We start from the raw sequence: 17,089 nt of genomic DNA, 5'->3' as shown, positions 1-17,089 counted from the left end.
TGATAACTCACTGCCAATTAAGATAAAAAACCCTTTAATAACATTAACATAGAGAATAATTATGATTTTAACAATAGAAATAAATTACCAATAACAATGACCTAATGATTATGAAATTATTGCAAATATATTTACTTCTAATAATTTATTATCATCATTTTTTTTATTAATTAACATTAACATAGGGTTGTCAGGCCCTCTCAGTATGTTAGGGTATATATCTTCAAGTAATCATGCAGAGATAAATAATGCATAAAATTATTAGATAACCATCGAAAGGAAATTAACTATTTCATGGCAATTAAACTCGAAGTTAAAAATCTCTATAAAATATTTGGCGATCATCCAGAATATGCATTCAAATTACTGAATTCTGGTTTGAATAAAGATCAGATATTTGAAAAGACAGGTCTAACTGTTGGTATACAGAATGCCAATCTGGCCATTGAAGAAGGCGAAATATTTGTCATCATGGGATTATCAGGCTCAGGTAAATCCACCATGGTACGCCTTCTCAATCGTCTGATAAAACCGAGTCGCGGTCAGGTATTAATTGATGGTGAAGATATTTCTGAGATTTCAGAAACAGCCTTGAGAGAGGTTCGCCGTAACAAAATCAGTATGGTTTTCCAATCATTCGCGCTGATGCCGCATTTAAACGTACTGGAAAACAGTGCTTTTGGTATGGAACTTGCCGGTATTGCCAAACAAGAACGTCACAAAAAAGCGTTGGATGCACTGAAACAGGTAAATCTGGAAAATTATGCACAATCCTATCCAGATGAACTTTCAGGCGGAATGCGCCAACGGATTGGGCTTGCCAGAGCTTTGGCCAATAACCCAGACATTTTGCTGATGGATGAGGCGTTTTCTGCCCTTGACCCATTAATTCGTACAGAAATGCAAGACGAGCTGCTAAGTCTACAAGGTACTCAACCACGAACCATCGTTTTTATCTCCCATGATTTAGATGAGGCAATGCGTATCGGCGACCGGATCGCCATTATGCAAGGCGGTGTGGTTGTACAGGTCGGGACACCCGATGAAATCCTGAACAATCCAGCCAATGACTATGTGAGGACCTTTTTCCGTGGCGTAGATATCAGCCATGTATTCAGCGCTAAAGATGTTGCCCGCCGCCGCCCAGACTCTCTTCTTCACGTTGCGCCGGGTTTTGGTCCTCGCTCTGCATTGAAAGTTCTTGATGATGAAGACAGAAACTACGGTTACCTGATTGAACGTGGACAAAAATTTGCGGGTGTGGTTTCAGTAAATTCACTGGAAAAAGCATTACAGGAAGGAAAATCTATCGAACATGCCATATTGGCGGAATCGACTGCTGTTGCCGCAGATACGTCTCTTAATGAATTAATTTCTGTTGTAGCACAATCGCCTTGTGCCGTTCCGGTTGTAGGAGATAACGACAAATACATTGGTGTTATTTCCAAAGGGATGTTGTTGCAGGCTTTAGACAAGGAAACACCAATTGAGTAATCAAAACGAACACCAAACCCAGCCGGCACAGGACGCATGGGATACCAATTCCTCTTCCGCTGATAGCACAGACCCTTGGGGTAGCGAAGCCAATGTTAACAATTCAGCCGGCTCTGACTGGCTGGATGCACCAGCAACAACGGCACAAACTGAACATTTTAATATCATGGACCCTTTCCAGCATACACTTATCCCTCTAGACTCATGGGTAACTCATGCTATTGACTGGATCGTGCTAAATTTTCGTCCAGCATTTCAGGGAATACGTGTCCCAATAGATTTTGTTCTCAGTGGTTTTGAACAATTTTTAACATCAATGCCCGCACCGATTGCCATCATGTTGTTTGCCTTGATTGCCTGGCAGCTATCAGGCATTGGTATGGGAATTGCCTCACTGGTTGCGCTGATAGTGATTGGCGCAATTGGGGCATGGTCTGAAGCTATGGTTACTCTAGCACTGGCTCTGACATCTCTGCTGTTCTGCATCATCATCGGGTTACCGCTTGGTATCTGGCTGTCACGCAGCGAAAGAGCAGCAAAAATTATCCGGCCTCTACTTGATGCAATGCAAACTACCCCCGCATTCGTCTATTTGGTTCCTATTGTTATGCTATTTGGTATCGGCAACGTACCTGGAGTTATCGTCACTATTATCTTTGCTCTGCCTCCAATTGTCCGTCTAACAATTTTGGGTATCAAACAGGTTCCGGCAGACCTGATAGAAGCAGCGGAATCTTTCGGCGCCAGTCCTCGACAAATGCTGTTTAAAGTGCAGTTACCACTGGCTATGCCAACCATTATGGCCGGTGTAAACCAAACCCTGATGTTGGCACTGTCAATGGTTGTTATCGCATCAATGATTGCAGTCGGTGGTTTAGGCCAGATGGTTCTGCGGGGTATTGGTCGTCTTGATATGGGACTTGCCGCCGTAGGTGGTGTCGGGATCGTTATTCTTGCGATTCTCCTCGACCGTCTAACCCAGTCTCTCGGCCTTGACAGCCGCACCAAGGGGACAAATCGCTGGTACGCCACTGGACCAACTGGATTAATTATCCGTTTGTTGAGCAAAAAGCGTAATTTTTAATAAACATATACCCAATGGATTTCAAGATGGATCGCGACGGCAAGGGAGCGAATCCCCGGGAGCATAGATAGCTCTGTGACTGGGGTGAGTAAGTGCAGCCAACAAAGAGGCAACTTGAAAAATAACAGGTATATAATTATTACAACAGGAGATAAAACTATGAACAAGGTAGTTATCTTGGCGGTAGTATCCTTATCATCACTAGTAAGTCCACAGATATCCGCTGTCGAATTACCGGGTAAAGGTATCAGCGTACAGCCAGTACAAAGCACCCTCACCGAAGAAACATTCCAGACACTGATTGTCAATAAGGCACTGGAAAAACTTGGCTATGATGTCAAGCCAATCAAAGAGGTAGACTACAACGTCGCTTATTCATCTATCGCTTCCGGTGATGCAACCTTTATGGCAGTAAGTTGGGAACCACTACATAACGCCCAATATCAGGCCGCAGGTGGTGATGCCAAATTTTACCGGGTTGGTCACTACGTAGAAAACGCCGCACAAGGGTACTTAATCGACAAAAGAACAGCGGAAAAATACAACATCACGAATATTGCCCAATTGAAAGATCCGAAAATAGCCAAATTATTCGATACCAACGGTAATGGTAAAGCTGATCTTACCGGCTGTAACCCCGGATGGGGCTGTGAAACCGCAATCAACTATCACCTTAAAGCTTATGGTCTGAACAATAGTGTTGAGCATAATCAGGGAAACTATGCAGCTATGATGGCGGATACGATTACCCGCTATAAAGAAGGTAAACCTATCCTCTATTACACTTGGACACCTTACTGGATCAGTGATGTGCTAAAACCGGGTAAAGATGTCATCTGGCTGCAAGTTCCTTTCTCGGCGATGCCTAACGGTGAAAAAATAGATACTAAGCTACCAAATGGAGCAAATTATGGTTTCCCGCCAAGTATTATGCATATTGCCGCCAATAAAAAATGGGCGGAAGATAACCCGGCAGCAGCCAAATTATTTTCTATTATGAAAATGCCGCTTGCTGATATTAACGCCCAAAACCTGCGAATGCATAATGGTGAAGCATCACAAGCGGATATCGAACGCCACGCCAATGGTTGGATTAAAGCTCATCAAAAATTATTTGATGATTGGGTTAAAACTGCCATTGAAGTCACCGGAAATAATTAACACTCTAGATACCATAGTGAATTGGTCTATACCCTATGGATTTCAAGATGCATCGCGACGGCAGGGAGCGAATCCCCGGGAGCATAAGCATAGATAACTCTGTGACCGGGGTGAGTGAGTGCAGCCAACAAAGAGGCAACTTGAAAGATAACAGGTATATGCCAGTTCACTATTTCTCACTTCTCTTTTCTCTTATACCAAACTGGTCAGCTCAATTAATGTTTTTGGGATTCATCCCGCCATTCCCGCTGTTTTAGCATTGAATCTAATAATAAAAACTCATTACAATGCGAAAAATCTAGCACGTGACTACTGATATCTTTAATGAAGTGCCTACTCTCGCTTAATCTGCCGCTTAAACATGAGAAAACCCAACTATGGAAGAAAATATTTCCCGAGCCCCATTAAGTCCGGCTTTAATTGCTCTGATGGCAATTTCTACAGGCTTAGTTGTTGCCAGTAACTACTATGTGCAACCACTACTTGATACCATCGCTTTACAATTTAACATAACTACCAGCGAAGCGAGTTTTATTGTCACCTCAGCTCAACTGAGCTATGCCATTGGCCTGATATTCCTAGTGCCATTAGGGGATATGCTTGAACGACGCAGTCTGATTGTTTCGATGACAATATTAGCCGCTATCGGCTTGCTGATTACCGCTACGTCGCAGAATATTTGGCAAATGCTACTAGGAACAGCTTTGACAGGCTTATTTTCGGTAGTTGCCCAAATTTTGGTCCCTCTGGCTGCAACACTCGCTCTTCCCCATCAGCGCGGAAAAGCCGTCGGTACAATTATGGGTGGCTTGCTACTTGGGATATTGCTGGCAAGAACAATCTCAGGAGCAATGGCTACCTTGGGTGACTGGCGAACTATTTTTTGGGTTGCTAGCTTATCACTGGTAATTCTTTCCCTGACATTATGGCGCTACCTGCCACGTTACCAGCAAGTGACTGACCTTAATTATTTCCAATTACTTAGATCTATTGTACAACTCGTTGCTACAAGCCCCCTTCTCAGGGTTCGCGCCGTATTGGGAGCACTGACATTTGCCAATTTCAGCCTTTTATGGACCTCAATGGCATTCCTGCTTGCATCGCCTCCTTTTAATTATTCTGAAGGAGTAATCGGTTTATTTGGCTTAGTCGGTGCCGCCGGAGCACTAATGGCAACCAGAACAGGACAACTAGTCGATAAAGGAAAAGGTTCTCTGACCACCAGCATCGCTCTGATACTATTGCTCCTTTCATGGATACCAATTGGCCTTGCCAAAGAATCATTAATTAGCTTCTTAATTGGCATCTTGATCCTCGACATTGCAATTCAGGGAGTTCACGTCACTAATCAAAGCACGATATACCACATCATGCCAGAAGCCAGAAATCGACTTACCGCCGCTTATATGACCAGCTATTTTATTGGTGGTGCTCTTGGTTCTCTGGTTGCAGGTTATGCTTATAAACACTCAGGCTGGTATGGCGTTACTGCCGCTGGAATGACTATTTGTGTCATCAACCTGCTCGTATGGTTTTTGGGCAAAAAACATGAACCTAAGACATTGTAGGAAGCCCTCATGACAAAGAATGTTTAAACAAAAACATTTATGAAACATTTAGCAGGGACAATATTCTCTATTTCATTTCATTTTGTTAATGTTACATAACACTCATATAACCAAATGTATATTCTATGCCTATTCCTGACACATTAACGCCTTTACCCGATAAAAAATCTTCTTTTACTGAAGGAATAATAGACAGTTTGCCTATCGTTATCGGCTATATACCTGTAGCTTTTGCTTTTGGCCTCAACGCGGTCAAACTTGGCTTTAACCCAATAGAAGCCATTTTCTTTTCATGCATCATCTATGCAGGTGCAAGCCAGTTTGTTATCACTGCCCTACTGAGTGCTGGTACATCATTATGGGTTTCTGCTCTAACCATAATGGCAATGGATGTTCGCCATATCCTTTATGGCCCATCTTTAAGACACCGTATCAAAGATAAATTAACCGAGAAAAAAACCCTCATTTGGGCCTTTGGCCTGACAGATGAAGTTTTTGCCGCAACCACCGCAAAACTTATTAAGAACCAACGCAGTTGGAGTGAAAACTGGATGGTTGCCATTGCGATCAGCTCCTGGCTTGCCTGGGTCATAGGAACAGCAGCTGGTGCATTTCTTGGCAACGGTTATCTGGAATCCTATCCCGCTGTAGAAGCGGCCATGACTTTCATGTTGCCGGCACTATTCTTGAGTTTCCTTCTTGCATCTTGCAGAAAGCAAAATAGCTATTGTGTTGTAGCAGCCCTGACCGGGGCACTATTAGGGATTACATTTTTCTCAATCCCTATTGCCATTCTGGCCGGTATTGTTGGTGGTTGTACTGCTGCATTATTACAACCAAGAAACCGTTGCAATGGCATTTCTGACCAAAAGGAAACACAATGATTGACAGTAGTATTCTGCTCATCGGGCTATTCGTTGGATTAGCTAATTTTTTATTCCGTTATCTGCCACTGCATTTTGGTACAGCACGTCAGTCTGCCGGCAGACAAGGCGGAAAAGCAAACATTATTCTTGATAGCATTGGCATCGCATCCATCTGCTCTTTACTGATCGTTTCCGGTGTACCTGATGTAATGAAAGATAATCAAAAGCTATTTCCTACCCTGATGGGCTTTCTAACTATCTGCTTAGTTTTCTACAAAACAAAGAAAATTATACTCTCAACTCTATTAGGAGCTCTACTTTTCGGACTAACATTCAAAATATTTATGAATTAGGTATCAATATCAAAAGAAATATGATGATAATAAATAACTACAATTGCTAAATTTATCTTTTAATATACCATTTGGATGTTTGATAACAAAAGTTATCTTACCAGTTGAAACTAATAAGGTATCTAAATAATGGAAAGTTCGTTTACGCCTACCGAAGAATTACTGAATATTCGTGCAGCACAGCAAGCCAAATTAAATAAAGATATTCCTTATCAAGAGATCCTGTTGACTAGGTTATCAATGCACGTCCAAAGTAAGTTGCTTGAAAACCGTAATAATATGTTGAAAGCTCAAGGAATCAATGAAACTTTGTTCATGGCCCTGATGATCCTTGATACTAAAGAAAGCCACAGTATTCAGCCATCAGAACTCAGTGCCGCTTTAGGTTCTTCCCGTACTAATGCCACTCGTATCGCTGATGAATTGGAAAAGCAGGAGTGGATTGAAAGAAAAGAAAGCCATAACGACCGCCGTTGTCTTCATCTTCACCTGACAGAGCAAGGTACAAAATTCTTAAATAGTTTGCTTCCACCTCAACATGACTGCCTGAGAAAACTTTGGTCATGTCTTGACCAAGAGGAACAAAAACAGTTAGAGAAGTTAATGAGAAAATTACTGGTCAAACTTGATACAATGGGCGATTGTATCAAATAAATAGCTTGTCGTTTAATCGAACATTTTTTATCCAAGCAACACTTTCCTGGTTAAATTGTTCGAAAAAACTTTCTTGTTAGCCAATATGATCTATTCTGCAAAAAGCTAACTCTTATTCTTCGATAACATTGGACTTTGTGTAATTCACCTTTCCAGTAGTGATGATATAGCGCTACTGGAAAAGTGATCCTGAGAAATGGTAGTTACCGGAAGAAAATAACAAGCACGGGGATTTACTATGAGTGCAAATGAGAAAGTACAAGCACCACAAAGCCCAATCCATAGCAAAAAAAGACGGCGCAGTCGCGCCTTAGTGTCACTGACTCTTGTCTTTACCTTACTTGGCATTGCCTACTTTTTTTATTGGCTTATCGCCTTACGCCATCATCAAGAAACAGACAATGCCTACGTTACAGGCAACCAAATTCAAATTATGTCGCAAGTTGCTGGCAGCGTAATCACCGTTAACTTCGATAACACTGACTTTGTGAAAAGCGGTAGTGTGCTGGTACAACTCGATCCTCGTGATGCAGAATTAGCACTGGAAAAAGCGAAAACAGTACTAGCCAGCAGTGTCCGCCAAACTCATCAGCAGATGATTAACAGTAAACAATATCAGGCTAATATTGCCCTGCGCCGCTCTGAGTTGACCCGAACTCAAAGTGATCTCAGTCGCCGTGAAGTACTTGGTGCTCAGAAAGTCATTGGTAAAGAAGAATTACAACATGCGCGAGAAGCGGTTGCTAGCTCCCAATCTGCATTGGATGTCGCTATCGAACAATATAACGCGAATCAGGCAATTATTCTGAACACCCCTTTAGAAAAACAACCCGCAGTTGAACAAGCTGCAACGGAAGTTCGCAATACCTGGTTGACATTGCAACGCACCAAAATAGTCAGCCCAATTGATGGCTATGTCTCACGTCGCAGTGTACAAATTGGGGCACAAATCAATAAAAATACTCCCCTAATGGCAATAATCCCAGCAAACGATATGTGGATTGAAGCTAACTTCAAAGAGACTCAACTCGCTGACATGCGTATTGGTCAACCCGTAGAAATCACCAGTGATTTTTACGGTAAAGACAAGACATTTAATGGCAAAATCGCTGGGCTTGATATGGGTACCGGAAGCGCCTTCTCTTTGCTGCCAGCTCAAAATGCCAGTGGCAATTGGATTAAGGTTATTCAGCGCTTACCTGTTCGCATTGAACTGAACCCTGAACAACTAGAGAAATATCCATTGCGCATCGGTCTATCGACTAAAGTAAGGGTAGATACCACTCATTCCGATGGACAGGTTCTATCAGACAGAACACGCACTAAATCGGCTTATCACACAACGGCTCTGGAAATAGATATGTCTCCGGCAAATAAAATAGTCACCGACATAATTAACAACAATTCTGGAAAATAATACCGGAGGCCAAAGTGACAAGACCGCCACTTACAGGCGCTAAACTTGCATGGATGACTATTGCGTTATCCCTAGCAACTTTTATGCAAGTTTTGGATTCTACAATCGCTAACGTGGCAATACCCACTATCGCAGGTAATCTGGGATCATCAAATTCTCAGGGGATTTGGGTAATTACCTCTTTTGGTGTTGCTAACGCGATTTCAATTCCAATTACTGGGTGGCTGGCAAAACGCATCGGTGAAGTTAAACTATTCATCTGGTCAACAGCCTTATTTGCCATATCTTCTTGGCTATGTGGTATTTCCAACAGTCTTGAGATGCTAATCTTCTTCCGGGTCATTCAAGGATTAGTGGCAGGTCCTCTTATTCCTCTTTCACAAAGCCTACTACTGAACAATTATCCACCAGCCAAAGGAAATATGGCGCTGGCATTATGGTCAATTACTATTATTGTCGCCCCGATTTTTGGTCCTATATTGGGTGGTTACATCAGTGATAACTATCATTGGGGATGGATTTTCTTTATCAACGTTCCTATTGGTATCGCAGTTATTTTGATTGCTATGCAAACCCTAAAAGGACGTGAAACTCAAACAGAAATCAAACCTATCGATACAATCGGACTCCTATTGCTGGTTATCGGCGTGGGTTGTTTACAAATCATGTTGGATCAAGGAAAAGATCTGGACTGGTTTAATTCTACAGAAATTATCGTATTGGCTGTGATAGCCGTAATCACATTGATATTCCTGACGGTATGGGAATTGACCGATGACAACCCAATTATTGACCTGTCACTATTTAAAGAGCGCAACTTTACCATTGGCTGCTTCTGTTTAAGTTTGGCCTATTTACTCTACTTTGGCACAATTGTTTTGTTACCTCAGTTATTACAAGAAGTGTTTGGCTATACCGCAACATGGGCAGGTCTTGCCGCTGCACCCGTAGGGTTGCTGCCATTGATAATATCTCCGCTAATCGGTAAGTTCAGTAATAGAATAGATATGCGCTACATAGTGACGTTTAGCTTTGTTGTTTACGCTATTTGTTATTACTGGCGTGCATATACATTCGAACCAGGCATGGATTTTGCCGCCGCCGCATGGCCTCAATTTATTCAGGGTTTTGCTATTGCCTGCTTTTTTATGCCATTAATAACCATTACCCTTTCCGGTTTACCACCAGAGCGAGTGGCATCTGCATCTAGCCTATCGAATTTTATTCGTACATTGGCTGGGTCAATAGGAACATCAATAACGACAACCATGTGGACTCAGCGCGAATCAATGCATCACTCTCATTTTACTGAATACATCAATCCTTATGGCTTTGATACTCAACAAATCTATCAACAACTATCGGCACTGGGAATGAATAACCAGCAAATTTCTGCTTATCTGGCAAAAGAGATTACCCATCAGGGACTCATCATTTCAGCAAATGAAATTTTCTGGCTCTCCGCCGGCGTATTCCTGATTTTGATCATGCTTGTTTGGCTGGCTAAGCCGCCATTCACACAAGGTAGTAAAGAAGGTATTAGCGGAGCTCACTGAATCTTAAATAACGAAACGGGAGCACTATCGCTCCCGCTTTTACGATCAGGCTTTATTCTGTCGCCACCATTCAGCCAGCATAATGCCAGTTGCAACAGAAACATTCAGGCTTTCAACCAAACCTGTACCACCAACGAACAGGCTCATATCACCATGTTCCCAGGCACTGTCACTCAGGCCATCACGTTCTTGACCAAGTACTAAAACCATTTTTTCAGGCAATTCAGCTTTAGCTAAATTGGTACTCCCCTTATGGCTAGACGTAGTCACAATAGTGTAACCGGCTTTGCGAAATTTATTCAGTGTAGTCGTCAAGCTATCAGCATCAATGCCTTTAATATGTTCTGCACCACCTTCCGCTGTACGGATAGCCGCACCAGACTCCAACAAGGCTACATCCTGCAAAATTACTCCCCGCACGCCAAAATGTGCACAGCTTCGCATAATGGCACCAATATTATGAGGGTTACCCACATCTTCAAGAGCTAAAACACAATCTTTTACCGGAGCATCTTTCAGGTAAGTTTCTACATCCAAACCATTACGTTTTTTAATCAGAAAACAAACACCACCATGATGTTCCGTGCCTGACACTTTTGTTAGTTCAGCTTCATCCACAACATGATAAGCTTTGCGGTTAGCAGCCATCCATTTCAGAGCATTACGGAAACGTGGTGTCACTGACTCAACAAACCAGGCTCGAACTATCGCTTCAGACCGGTTTTTAAACATCGCCTGACAAGCATTTTCACCATAAATCCGAGTTTCTTCCATTCTCTGACGGCGGAGTTGCTCATGGTCAATCTGACTTTTCCCACTGATACCATTATGCTCTGGCGCTAAAGAATCACTCTCAGGGCGTGAAACTGTTTTCCAGGGTGATCTTTCACGCTCAGTAACACGCGGAGAATGGGATGATCGCTCATTGTTCCTACGACTCTGACCTTGATCGCGTCCTTTGCCTGACGGACGTTTGTTATTGCTGCGGCTGTCATTCTTGTCCTCACTACGGACATACATCACTTTGACTTTGCCATTTTTACCACTATATGAATCGTTCATTCGTTTCTCCAACTACTTTATGGCGCGAAGATTACCTGATGTGCGCATAGTAAGCTACCTCTGACAACCACAATCCATTAAAATGTGCCCTCAATTTTTTCTCGCCTTATTGCCTGAAGGACCCAGGTTCCTGATTTATGAATGATAATGCTGTCTTCCAACTGCGCCAACAACGCCTTGCTCGTTCCACTCGCCCCTTTCGTGCCCGTGGTTGCCGTATAGAACGTTGCTCTTACTGCCTGCTGCCACAAAAAAACTGCTTGTGCGATACAATCAAACCGGTAAATGCTACCAGCCGCTTTTGTCTTATCATGTTTGATACCGAGCCAATGAAACCGAGTAACACAGGTAAACTGATTGCTGACATTCTTCCTGATACGCAAGCTTTTCTTTGGTCAAGAACCACACCTGATCCAAAAATGCTGGCTGTAATCCACGATCCTTCTCGTCAGCCCTATCTGATATTTCCGGAAAACTATGCTCAACCACCGCGTAAAGTTTATCGGCATATTCCTATTGATAGTAAGCCACCGTTATTTATTATGTTAGATAGTACATGGCCGGAAGCTAGGAAAATTTTCCGTAAAAGCCCTTATCTGGATAATATTCCATTGTTATCCGTTAACAGCGCCGCAAAAACAAATTATTTATTACGGATGTCAGCCAGAGAAGAACAACTCTGTACCGCAGAAGTGGCAGCTATCATTCTGGAACAAGCTGGAGACATAACAGCTTCTCAGCAACTGCTCACTCATTTTAGCTATTTCCATCAGCAATATCTGGCAGGTAAACCTCATCATCCAAGAGCGTAAATCACAGCAATTGCCGGAAAAATCCGCTACAGTTGTCAACATTAATCGCTAATTAAGGAGCCTCTTGATGAGCCAGCGAGGACTTGAAGCTTTATTACGCCCTAAATCCATTGCTGTAATTGGTGCTTCAGAAAAACCAGAACGAGCTGGTTCAGTTATGATGCGTAACCTGCTCGCAGGAGGATTTGCCGGGCCAATACTACCGATAACCCCAAATAAAAGTTCCGTTCAAGGGGTTTTAGCCTATCCTTCAATAGATAAATTACCGATTACACCCGATTTGGCTGTTATCTGTACTCATCACAGCCGCAATTTGCAATGTCTGGAGCAATTGGGGAAACGAGGTTGTAAAACAGTTATTATTCTTTCTTCACCAAAATCCCAATTTGCCGAACTAAGACAGTGTTGCCAACGCTATAGTATCCGATTACTCGGACCAAACAGTTTGGGATTATTAGCACCCTGGCAAGGACTGAACGCCAGTTTTTCTCCGGTTCCGATACACAAAGGGAAGTTAGCCTTTATTTCTCAATCCGCAGCAGTATCCAATACCATTCTTGACTGGGCACAACACAGAGGTGTCGGATTTTCCTACTTTATAGCGCTAGGCGATAGTGTCGATATTGATATTGATCATCTGCTTGATTTTCTGGCTCGTGACAATAAAACCAGCGCCATCTTGCTCTATCTTGAACATATCCATGATGCCCGTCGTTTTCTTTCAGCATCCAGGAGTGCTTCCCGTAATAAACCGATCCTTGTGGTTAAAAGTGGTCGTACCAAGCGGGCACAGAAATTACTTGGTGAGCAACAAAATCTAGATGCTGCTTATGATGCTGCTATTCAGCGCGCTGGATTATTACGGGTACAAGACACGCATGAAATGTTTTCGGCTGTAGAAACATTAAGTTATATGTCACCTTTACGAGGAGAACGATTGTTTATCGTCAGTAATGGCGCAGCTCCAGCAGCAATGGCGCTGGATGAATTATTCCGCCGCAACGGTAAATTAGCGACGTTAGGAGAAGAAACAACGAAAGCATTGAAAACACAATTACCAGAAACTATCGCTTTACATAACCCGCTGGATTTAAGAGATGACTCCACCGTGGAACGTTATATCACAGCACTAAAACCGTTGTTGGACAGCCACGACCATGATGCCTTGTTACTTATTCACTCACCTAGCGCCATTGCTCCCGGCGTTCATACAGCAACTAAAGTGATTGAAACAATCCGACAACATCCACGGGGAAAATGGCTCACTATCTTTACCAACTGGTGTGGTGAATATTCGTCACAAGAAGCCCGCCGTTTGTTCAGTGAAGCCGGTATTCCAACTTACCGAACCCCTGAAGGCGCTGTGACTGCTTTTATGCATATGGTGGAATATCGTCGCAACCAGAAACAATTAACAGAGACACCAACATTACCAGCAAATATCACCGCTAATACAGCTCGCGCCCATCAGTGCATACAACAAGCCCTAGAACAAAGGAATTTTCGTCTAGATACCCATGAAGTTCAACCTATTCTGGAAGCCTATGGCCTCAATACACTTCCGACATGGATTGCTCATGACAGTAATGAAGCAGTCAGTATTGCCCAACAGATTGGTTATCCTGTCGCCCTAAAATTACGATCACCAGATATCCCACATAAATCAGAAGTTCAGGGAGTCATGCTCTATTTGCGAAATGCAGATGAAGTCAGGGCTTCTGCTCAAGCAATTATCGAACGAGTCAACCAGAATTTTCCACAGGCAAGAGTTCAGGGATTGTTAGTTCAAAGCATGGCAAACCGCGCTGGAGCGCAAGAATTGCGGATTGCAGTAGAACAAGATGAAGTATTTGGCCCATTGATTATGCTGGGTGAAGGTGGTGTAGAGTGGTTACAGGAAACACAAGCAGCGGTTGCATTGCCACCTCTTAATATGGCATTAGCACGATATTTAGTTATTCAAGCCATTAAAAGTAGAAAAATTAAGCTCAAAGGCTCTCTTCAACCACTAGATGTGCTGGCACTCAGCCGACTTTTGGTTCAAGTATCCAACCTATTACTTGATTGCCCACAGATCATACGATTGGATATTCATCCTTTACTAGCTTCTGGCGATGAATTCACACTATTGGATGTTTCGATGGAATTGTCTTCAATAGAAGGCGACCCAAGAACTAGATTGGCTATCCGCCCATATCCAAGCGAACTAGAAGAAACCATAAAACTAAAAAGTGGTGCAGAATGCCTTCTGCGTCCGATTTTGCCAGAAGATGAACCATTGCTGAAAGATTTTATCGGTCAGGTCACTAGAGAAGATCTCTATTACCGCTATTTCAGTGAAATTAGCGAATTCACACACGATGATCTAGCGAATATGACCCAAATTGATTACGACCGTGAAATGGCATTTGTTGCCGTGCATCACCCTAAAACCAACCCAGAAATTATCGGTGTTACTCGCGCCATAGCTGACCCAGATAATGTCGAAGCAGAATTTGCTGTGTTAGTACGTTCTGATTTAAAAGGGATTACCCTTGGGCATCAGCTTATGACCAAACTTATTAATTATACGCGAGAACATGGCATAAGACGCCTCAACGCCATTACCATGCCAGAAAATCGAACTATGATAAAACTCGCTAAGAAACTGGGATTTACCATAGATATTCAATTTGAAGATGGTATTGTAAACTTAACCCTTGAACTTTAAATCAACTACGTGATGAATCGCACAGACTTGAATCATTAGAGAGTAGAGCGTCAAATCATGCTCACAATTAGCCAGACTAATGGTATTATCGCCAGATCATTTGATTCATTGCTTTATATAGTAGTATTTCAGCCATCCAACATAAGAGAAAAAGCGCACTGTGATGTTGTCTAAATTCAAACAAGCTAAACACCAACAGCACCTTGCACAACTGCCTAAGCTACCTCAGTCAGTTGCTGATGTTAAAACACTTTATCAACCCGAAGTGTTCCGCAGCACCCTGCTGGAAAAAATTGCTAACGCTGAAAAACATATTTATATCATCTCCCTTTATCTGGAAAATGATAACGCAGGGCAAGATATCCTTAATGCACTTTATGCAGCTAAGCAACAACGCCCCGAACTAGATATTAAAGTCCTTGTTGACTGGCATCGGGCACAACGTGGACGAATTGGTGCTGCTGCAATGGCAACGAATGCCGACTGGTATTGCTCTATGGCAGAAGCATATCCTGATATAAAAATTCCAGTATTAGGTGTACCCGTAAATACCCGTGAGGCATTGGGTGTTTTACATTTAAAAGGCTTTATCTTTGACGATACTGTGGTTTATAGCGGAGCGAGCATTAATGATGTCTATCTCCACCAACATGATAAATATCGCTATGACCGCTACCATCTACTTCACAATGCAAAACTTGCAGAAGCAATGAAACAGTTTGTTGATAATTACATTCTCTCCGCAGAAGCTGTACAGAAACTGGATTGTAAAAATCGCCCTCGTAGCCCTGAAATTAAAAATCTGATCCGTCAACTTCGTTTTTCTCTGCGACACACCACTTATCAGATTAATAACCAAGCAACTAACGATGAGTTATCTGTCACTCCGATCGCTGGTTTAGGGAAGAAAAACCTTCTTAATAAAACCATCAACCATCTGATCGCCAGTACAGAACAGAAACTCATTATTTGTACTCCATATTTTAACTTGCCAGCAGTAATTGTCCGACTGATTATTCATCTGCTACGTCGGGGTAAACAAGTGGAAATTATTGTTGGCGATAAAACAGCCAATGACTTTTATATTCCACCAGAAGAACCATTTAAAATTATCGGCGCATTGCCATATCTATATGAAATCAATCTGCGCCGTTTTATCAGCAGACTACAATTCTATGTTGACAGCGATCAACTGACTGTACGGTTATGGAAAGATGGTGACAATAGCTATCATCTGAAAGGTGTGTGGGTGGATAATCAATGGCAGTTGATTACAGGAAATAACCTTAATCCTCGCGCCTGGGGACTAGATTTAGAAAATGCAATTCTTATCCACGATCCTCATGAAGAAATGCAAGAACAGCGTACAAAAGAACTGAATTTTATCCGTACTCACACTACGATTATTAACAATTATCAGGAATTAGATAGTATCCAACTTTACCCAGTCAAAGTACGTAAACTTATTCGTCGCTTACGCCGCATCCGGGTAGACAAATTGATTAGTCGTATCTTATAATTAAATCGATAAAGCCGATGATATTATAAATCCTCTGTAGTGAATAACTTCAGAGGATTTTATGTCATTGGAGGTACGTACATTCAGAGTCATCTTTAGGATTAAATAGTGTGGTCATTAATCCTGCTGCTATCACCCACAAAAAATTTATCAGACTACTGAGTCTCGAATTGCGATTCAATTTAACAAACCCACTTTAACTGGTTGAATATTGCCCTGGCAATATACTGTTTTAAAATTTCACATACGATATAACTAAGATTATTATTCTTATAAATTTGTTTTTAACACTGAAATATCCAATGTTACTTATTTCACGAAATAATATTTTTAAAGAAAACCATAATAATGAATTAACTTTATAATTTAATTATATATTTTCTATAAATTGAAGTGACCGGCTTAAGTTATTTACTCATCCAATAGAGTTCTGAAGCGGCTAAGCTGCCTTCTGCATCCACATCAGTTAATTCCATATCAATGTCGAACTTTACCTTCTTACTCTCTCTGTACAACCGCCTTCAAGCTTTACCTTACAGTGAGCCGTCCCATGAGCGATTGTGCAGGCAATTATCCGAATGTTTGACTGCATGAGTGCCTTCAAACCGGCTCAACCGCGCAGGATACCCCAGGCGAGCCGACATGTCATCGCGTCTCTGACGCCCAAACGCAAACACCCCCAGCTTACGCTGAGGGGGTTCACCGGATTTAAAGCCTGGCAGTGTCCTACTCTCGCATGGGGAGACCCCACACTACCATCGGCGCTACGGCGTTTCACTGCTGAGTTCGGCATGGGGTCAGGTGGGACCACCGCGCTATCGCCGCCAGGCATA

The 17,089-nt window shown here is 42.4% G+C and carries 13 protein-coding genes and 1 rRNA gene; 12 read left to right on the top strand and 2 right to left on the bottom strand.

Annotated elements, in window-relative coordinates; all coding sequences use genetic code 11:
• The first annotated feature begins 294 nt into the window (after positions 1 to 294).
• From proV to emrB, 9 genes are all read left to right on the top strand, one after another.
• The gene (gene proV / locus AM629_RS04875) at positions 295 to 1,494 is read left to right on the top strand and encodes a glycine betaine/L-proline ABC transporter ATP-binding protein ProV (protein ID WP_054476672.1); all 1,200 of its coding nucleotides are present in this window, start codon (positions 295 to 297) and stop codon (positions 1,492 to 1,494) included.
• Positions 1,487 to 2,578: a glycine betaine/L-proline ABC transporter permease ProW gene (gene proW, locus AM629_RS04870; protein WP_054476670.1), complete on the top strand. Its 1,092-nt coding sequence runs from the start codon at positions 1,487 to 1,489 to the stop codon at positions 2,576 to 2,578. The genes proV and proW overlap by 8 nt, the downstream gene beginning before the upstream one ends.
• 159 nt (positions 2,579 to 2,737) lie before the next feature.
• Positions 2,738 to 3,739, top strand: a complete 1,002-nt coding sequence (gene proX / locus AM629_RS04865) for a glycine betaine/L-proline ABC transporter substrate-binding protein ProX (RefSeq protein ID WP_054476668.1) — start codon at positions 2,738 to 2,740, stop codon at positions 3,737 to 3,739.
• Between the two features lie 377 nt (positions 3,740 to 4,116).
• Positions 4,117 to 5,307 (top strand): MFS transporter, encoded by a 1,191-nt coding sequence (locus tag AM629_RS04860; protein WP_054476667.1) that lies wholly within the window; start codon positions 4,117 to 4,119, stop codon positions 5,305 to 5,307.
• A gap of 125 nt (positions 5,308 to 5,432) precedes the next feature.
• Positions 5,433 to 6,191 carry an AzlC family ABC transporter permease gene (locus AM629_RS04855; protein WP_054476665.1) on the top strand — a complete coding sequence of 253 codons (759 nt, stop codon included), beginning with the start codon at positions 5,433 to 5,435 and terminating at the stop codon, positions 6,189 to 6,191.
• Positions 6,191 to 6,526: an L-valine transporter subunit YgaH gene (ygaH, locus tag AM629_RS04850; protein ID WP_200905751.1), complete on the top strand. Its 336-nt coding sequence runs from the start codon at positions 6,191 to 6,193 to the stop codon at positions 6,524 to 6,526. The genes AM629_RS04855 and ygaH overlap by 1 nt, the downstream gene beginning before the upstream one ends.
• 129 nt (positions 6,527 to 6,655) lie before the next feature.
• Positions 6,656 to 7,180, top strand: coding sequence for a transcriptional repressor MprA (gene mprA / locus AM629_RS04845; protein ID WP_054476661.1), 525 nt, complete (start codon positions 6,656 to 6,658; stop codon positions 7,178 to 7,180).
• A gap of 238 nt (positions 7,181 to 7,418) precedes the next feature.
• On the top strand, positions 7,419 to 8,597 hold the full coding sequence (gene emrA / locus AM629_RS04840; RefSeq protein WP_054476660.1) for a multidrug efflux MFS transporter periplasmic adaptor subunit EmrA: 1,179 nt from the start codon (positions 7,419 to 7,421) through the stop codon (positions 8,595 to 8,597).
• Between the two features lie 14 nt (positions 8,598 to 8,611).
• Positions 8,612 to 10,153, top strand: coding sequence for a multidrug efflux MFS transporter permease subunit EmrB (emrB, locus tag AM629_RS04835; protein ID WP_054476658.1), 1,542 nt, complete (start codon positions 8,612 to 8,614; stop codon positions 10,151 to 10,153).
• Between the two features lie 45 nt (positions 10,154 to 10,198).
• Here the strand turns inward: emrB and AM629_RS04830 are convergent, their stop codons facing one another.
• On the bottom strand, positions 10,199 to 11,215 hold the full coding sequence (locus tag AM629_RS04830) for a tRNA/rRNA methyltransferase (RefSeq protein WP_054476656.1): 1,017 nt from the start codon (positions 11,213 to 11,215) through the stop codon (positions 10,199 to 10,201).
• Between the two features lie 137 nt (positions 11,216 to 11,352).
• Here AM629_RS04830 and AM629_RS04825 point away from each other — a divergent pair, with 137 nt between their 5' ends.
• The 3 genes from AM629_RS04825 (at position 11,353) to pssA (ending at position 16,256) form a co-directional block, all read left to right on the top strand.
• Positions 11,353 to 12,027 (top strand): tRNA-uridine aminocarboxypropyltransferase, encoded by a 675-nt coding sequence (locus AM629_RS04825; protein WP_054476654.1) that lies wholly within the window; start codon positions 11,353 to 11,355, stop codon positions 12,025 to 12,027.
• A gap of 67 nt (positions 12,028 to 12,094) precedes the next feature.
• Positions 12,095 to 14,737, top strand: coding sequence for a bifunctional acetate--CoA ligase family protein/GNAT family N-acetyltransferase (locus AM629_RS04820; protein ID WP_054476651.1), 2,643 nt, complete (start codon positions 12,095 to 12,097; stop codon positions 14,735 to 14,737).
• A 163-nt stretch (positions 14,738 to 14,900) separates the two neighbouring features.
• Positions 14,901 to 16,256, top strand: a complete 1,356-nt coding sequence (gene pssA / locus AM629_RS04815; protein WP_054476649.1) for a CDP-diacylglycerol--serine O-phosphatidyltransferase — start codon at positions 14,901 to 14,903, stop codon at positions 16,254 to 16,256.
• 713 nt (positions 16,257 to 16,969) lie between these two features.
• On the opposite strand, the gene rrf is transcribed toward pssA, so the two are convergent.
• Positions 16,970 to 17,085, bottom strand: a 5S ribosomal RNA gene (gene rrf / locus AM629_RS04810).
• Positions 17,086 to 17,089: the final 4 nt, after the last annotated feature.

The sequence above is a fragment of the Photorhabdus heterorhabditis genome (assembly GCF_001280945.1).
In the GTDB taxonomy this organism is placed as follows: domain Bacteria; phylum Pseudomonadota; class Gammaproteobacteria; order Enterobacterales; family Enterobacteriaceae; genus Photorhabdus; species Photorhabdus heterorhabditis.
The sequence above is the reverse complement of the archived record's forward strand: the minus strand, read 5'-3'. Positions and strand labels throughout refer to the sequence as shown.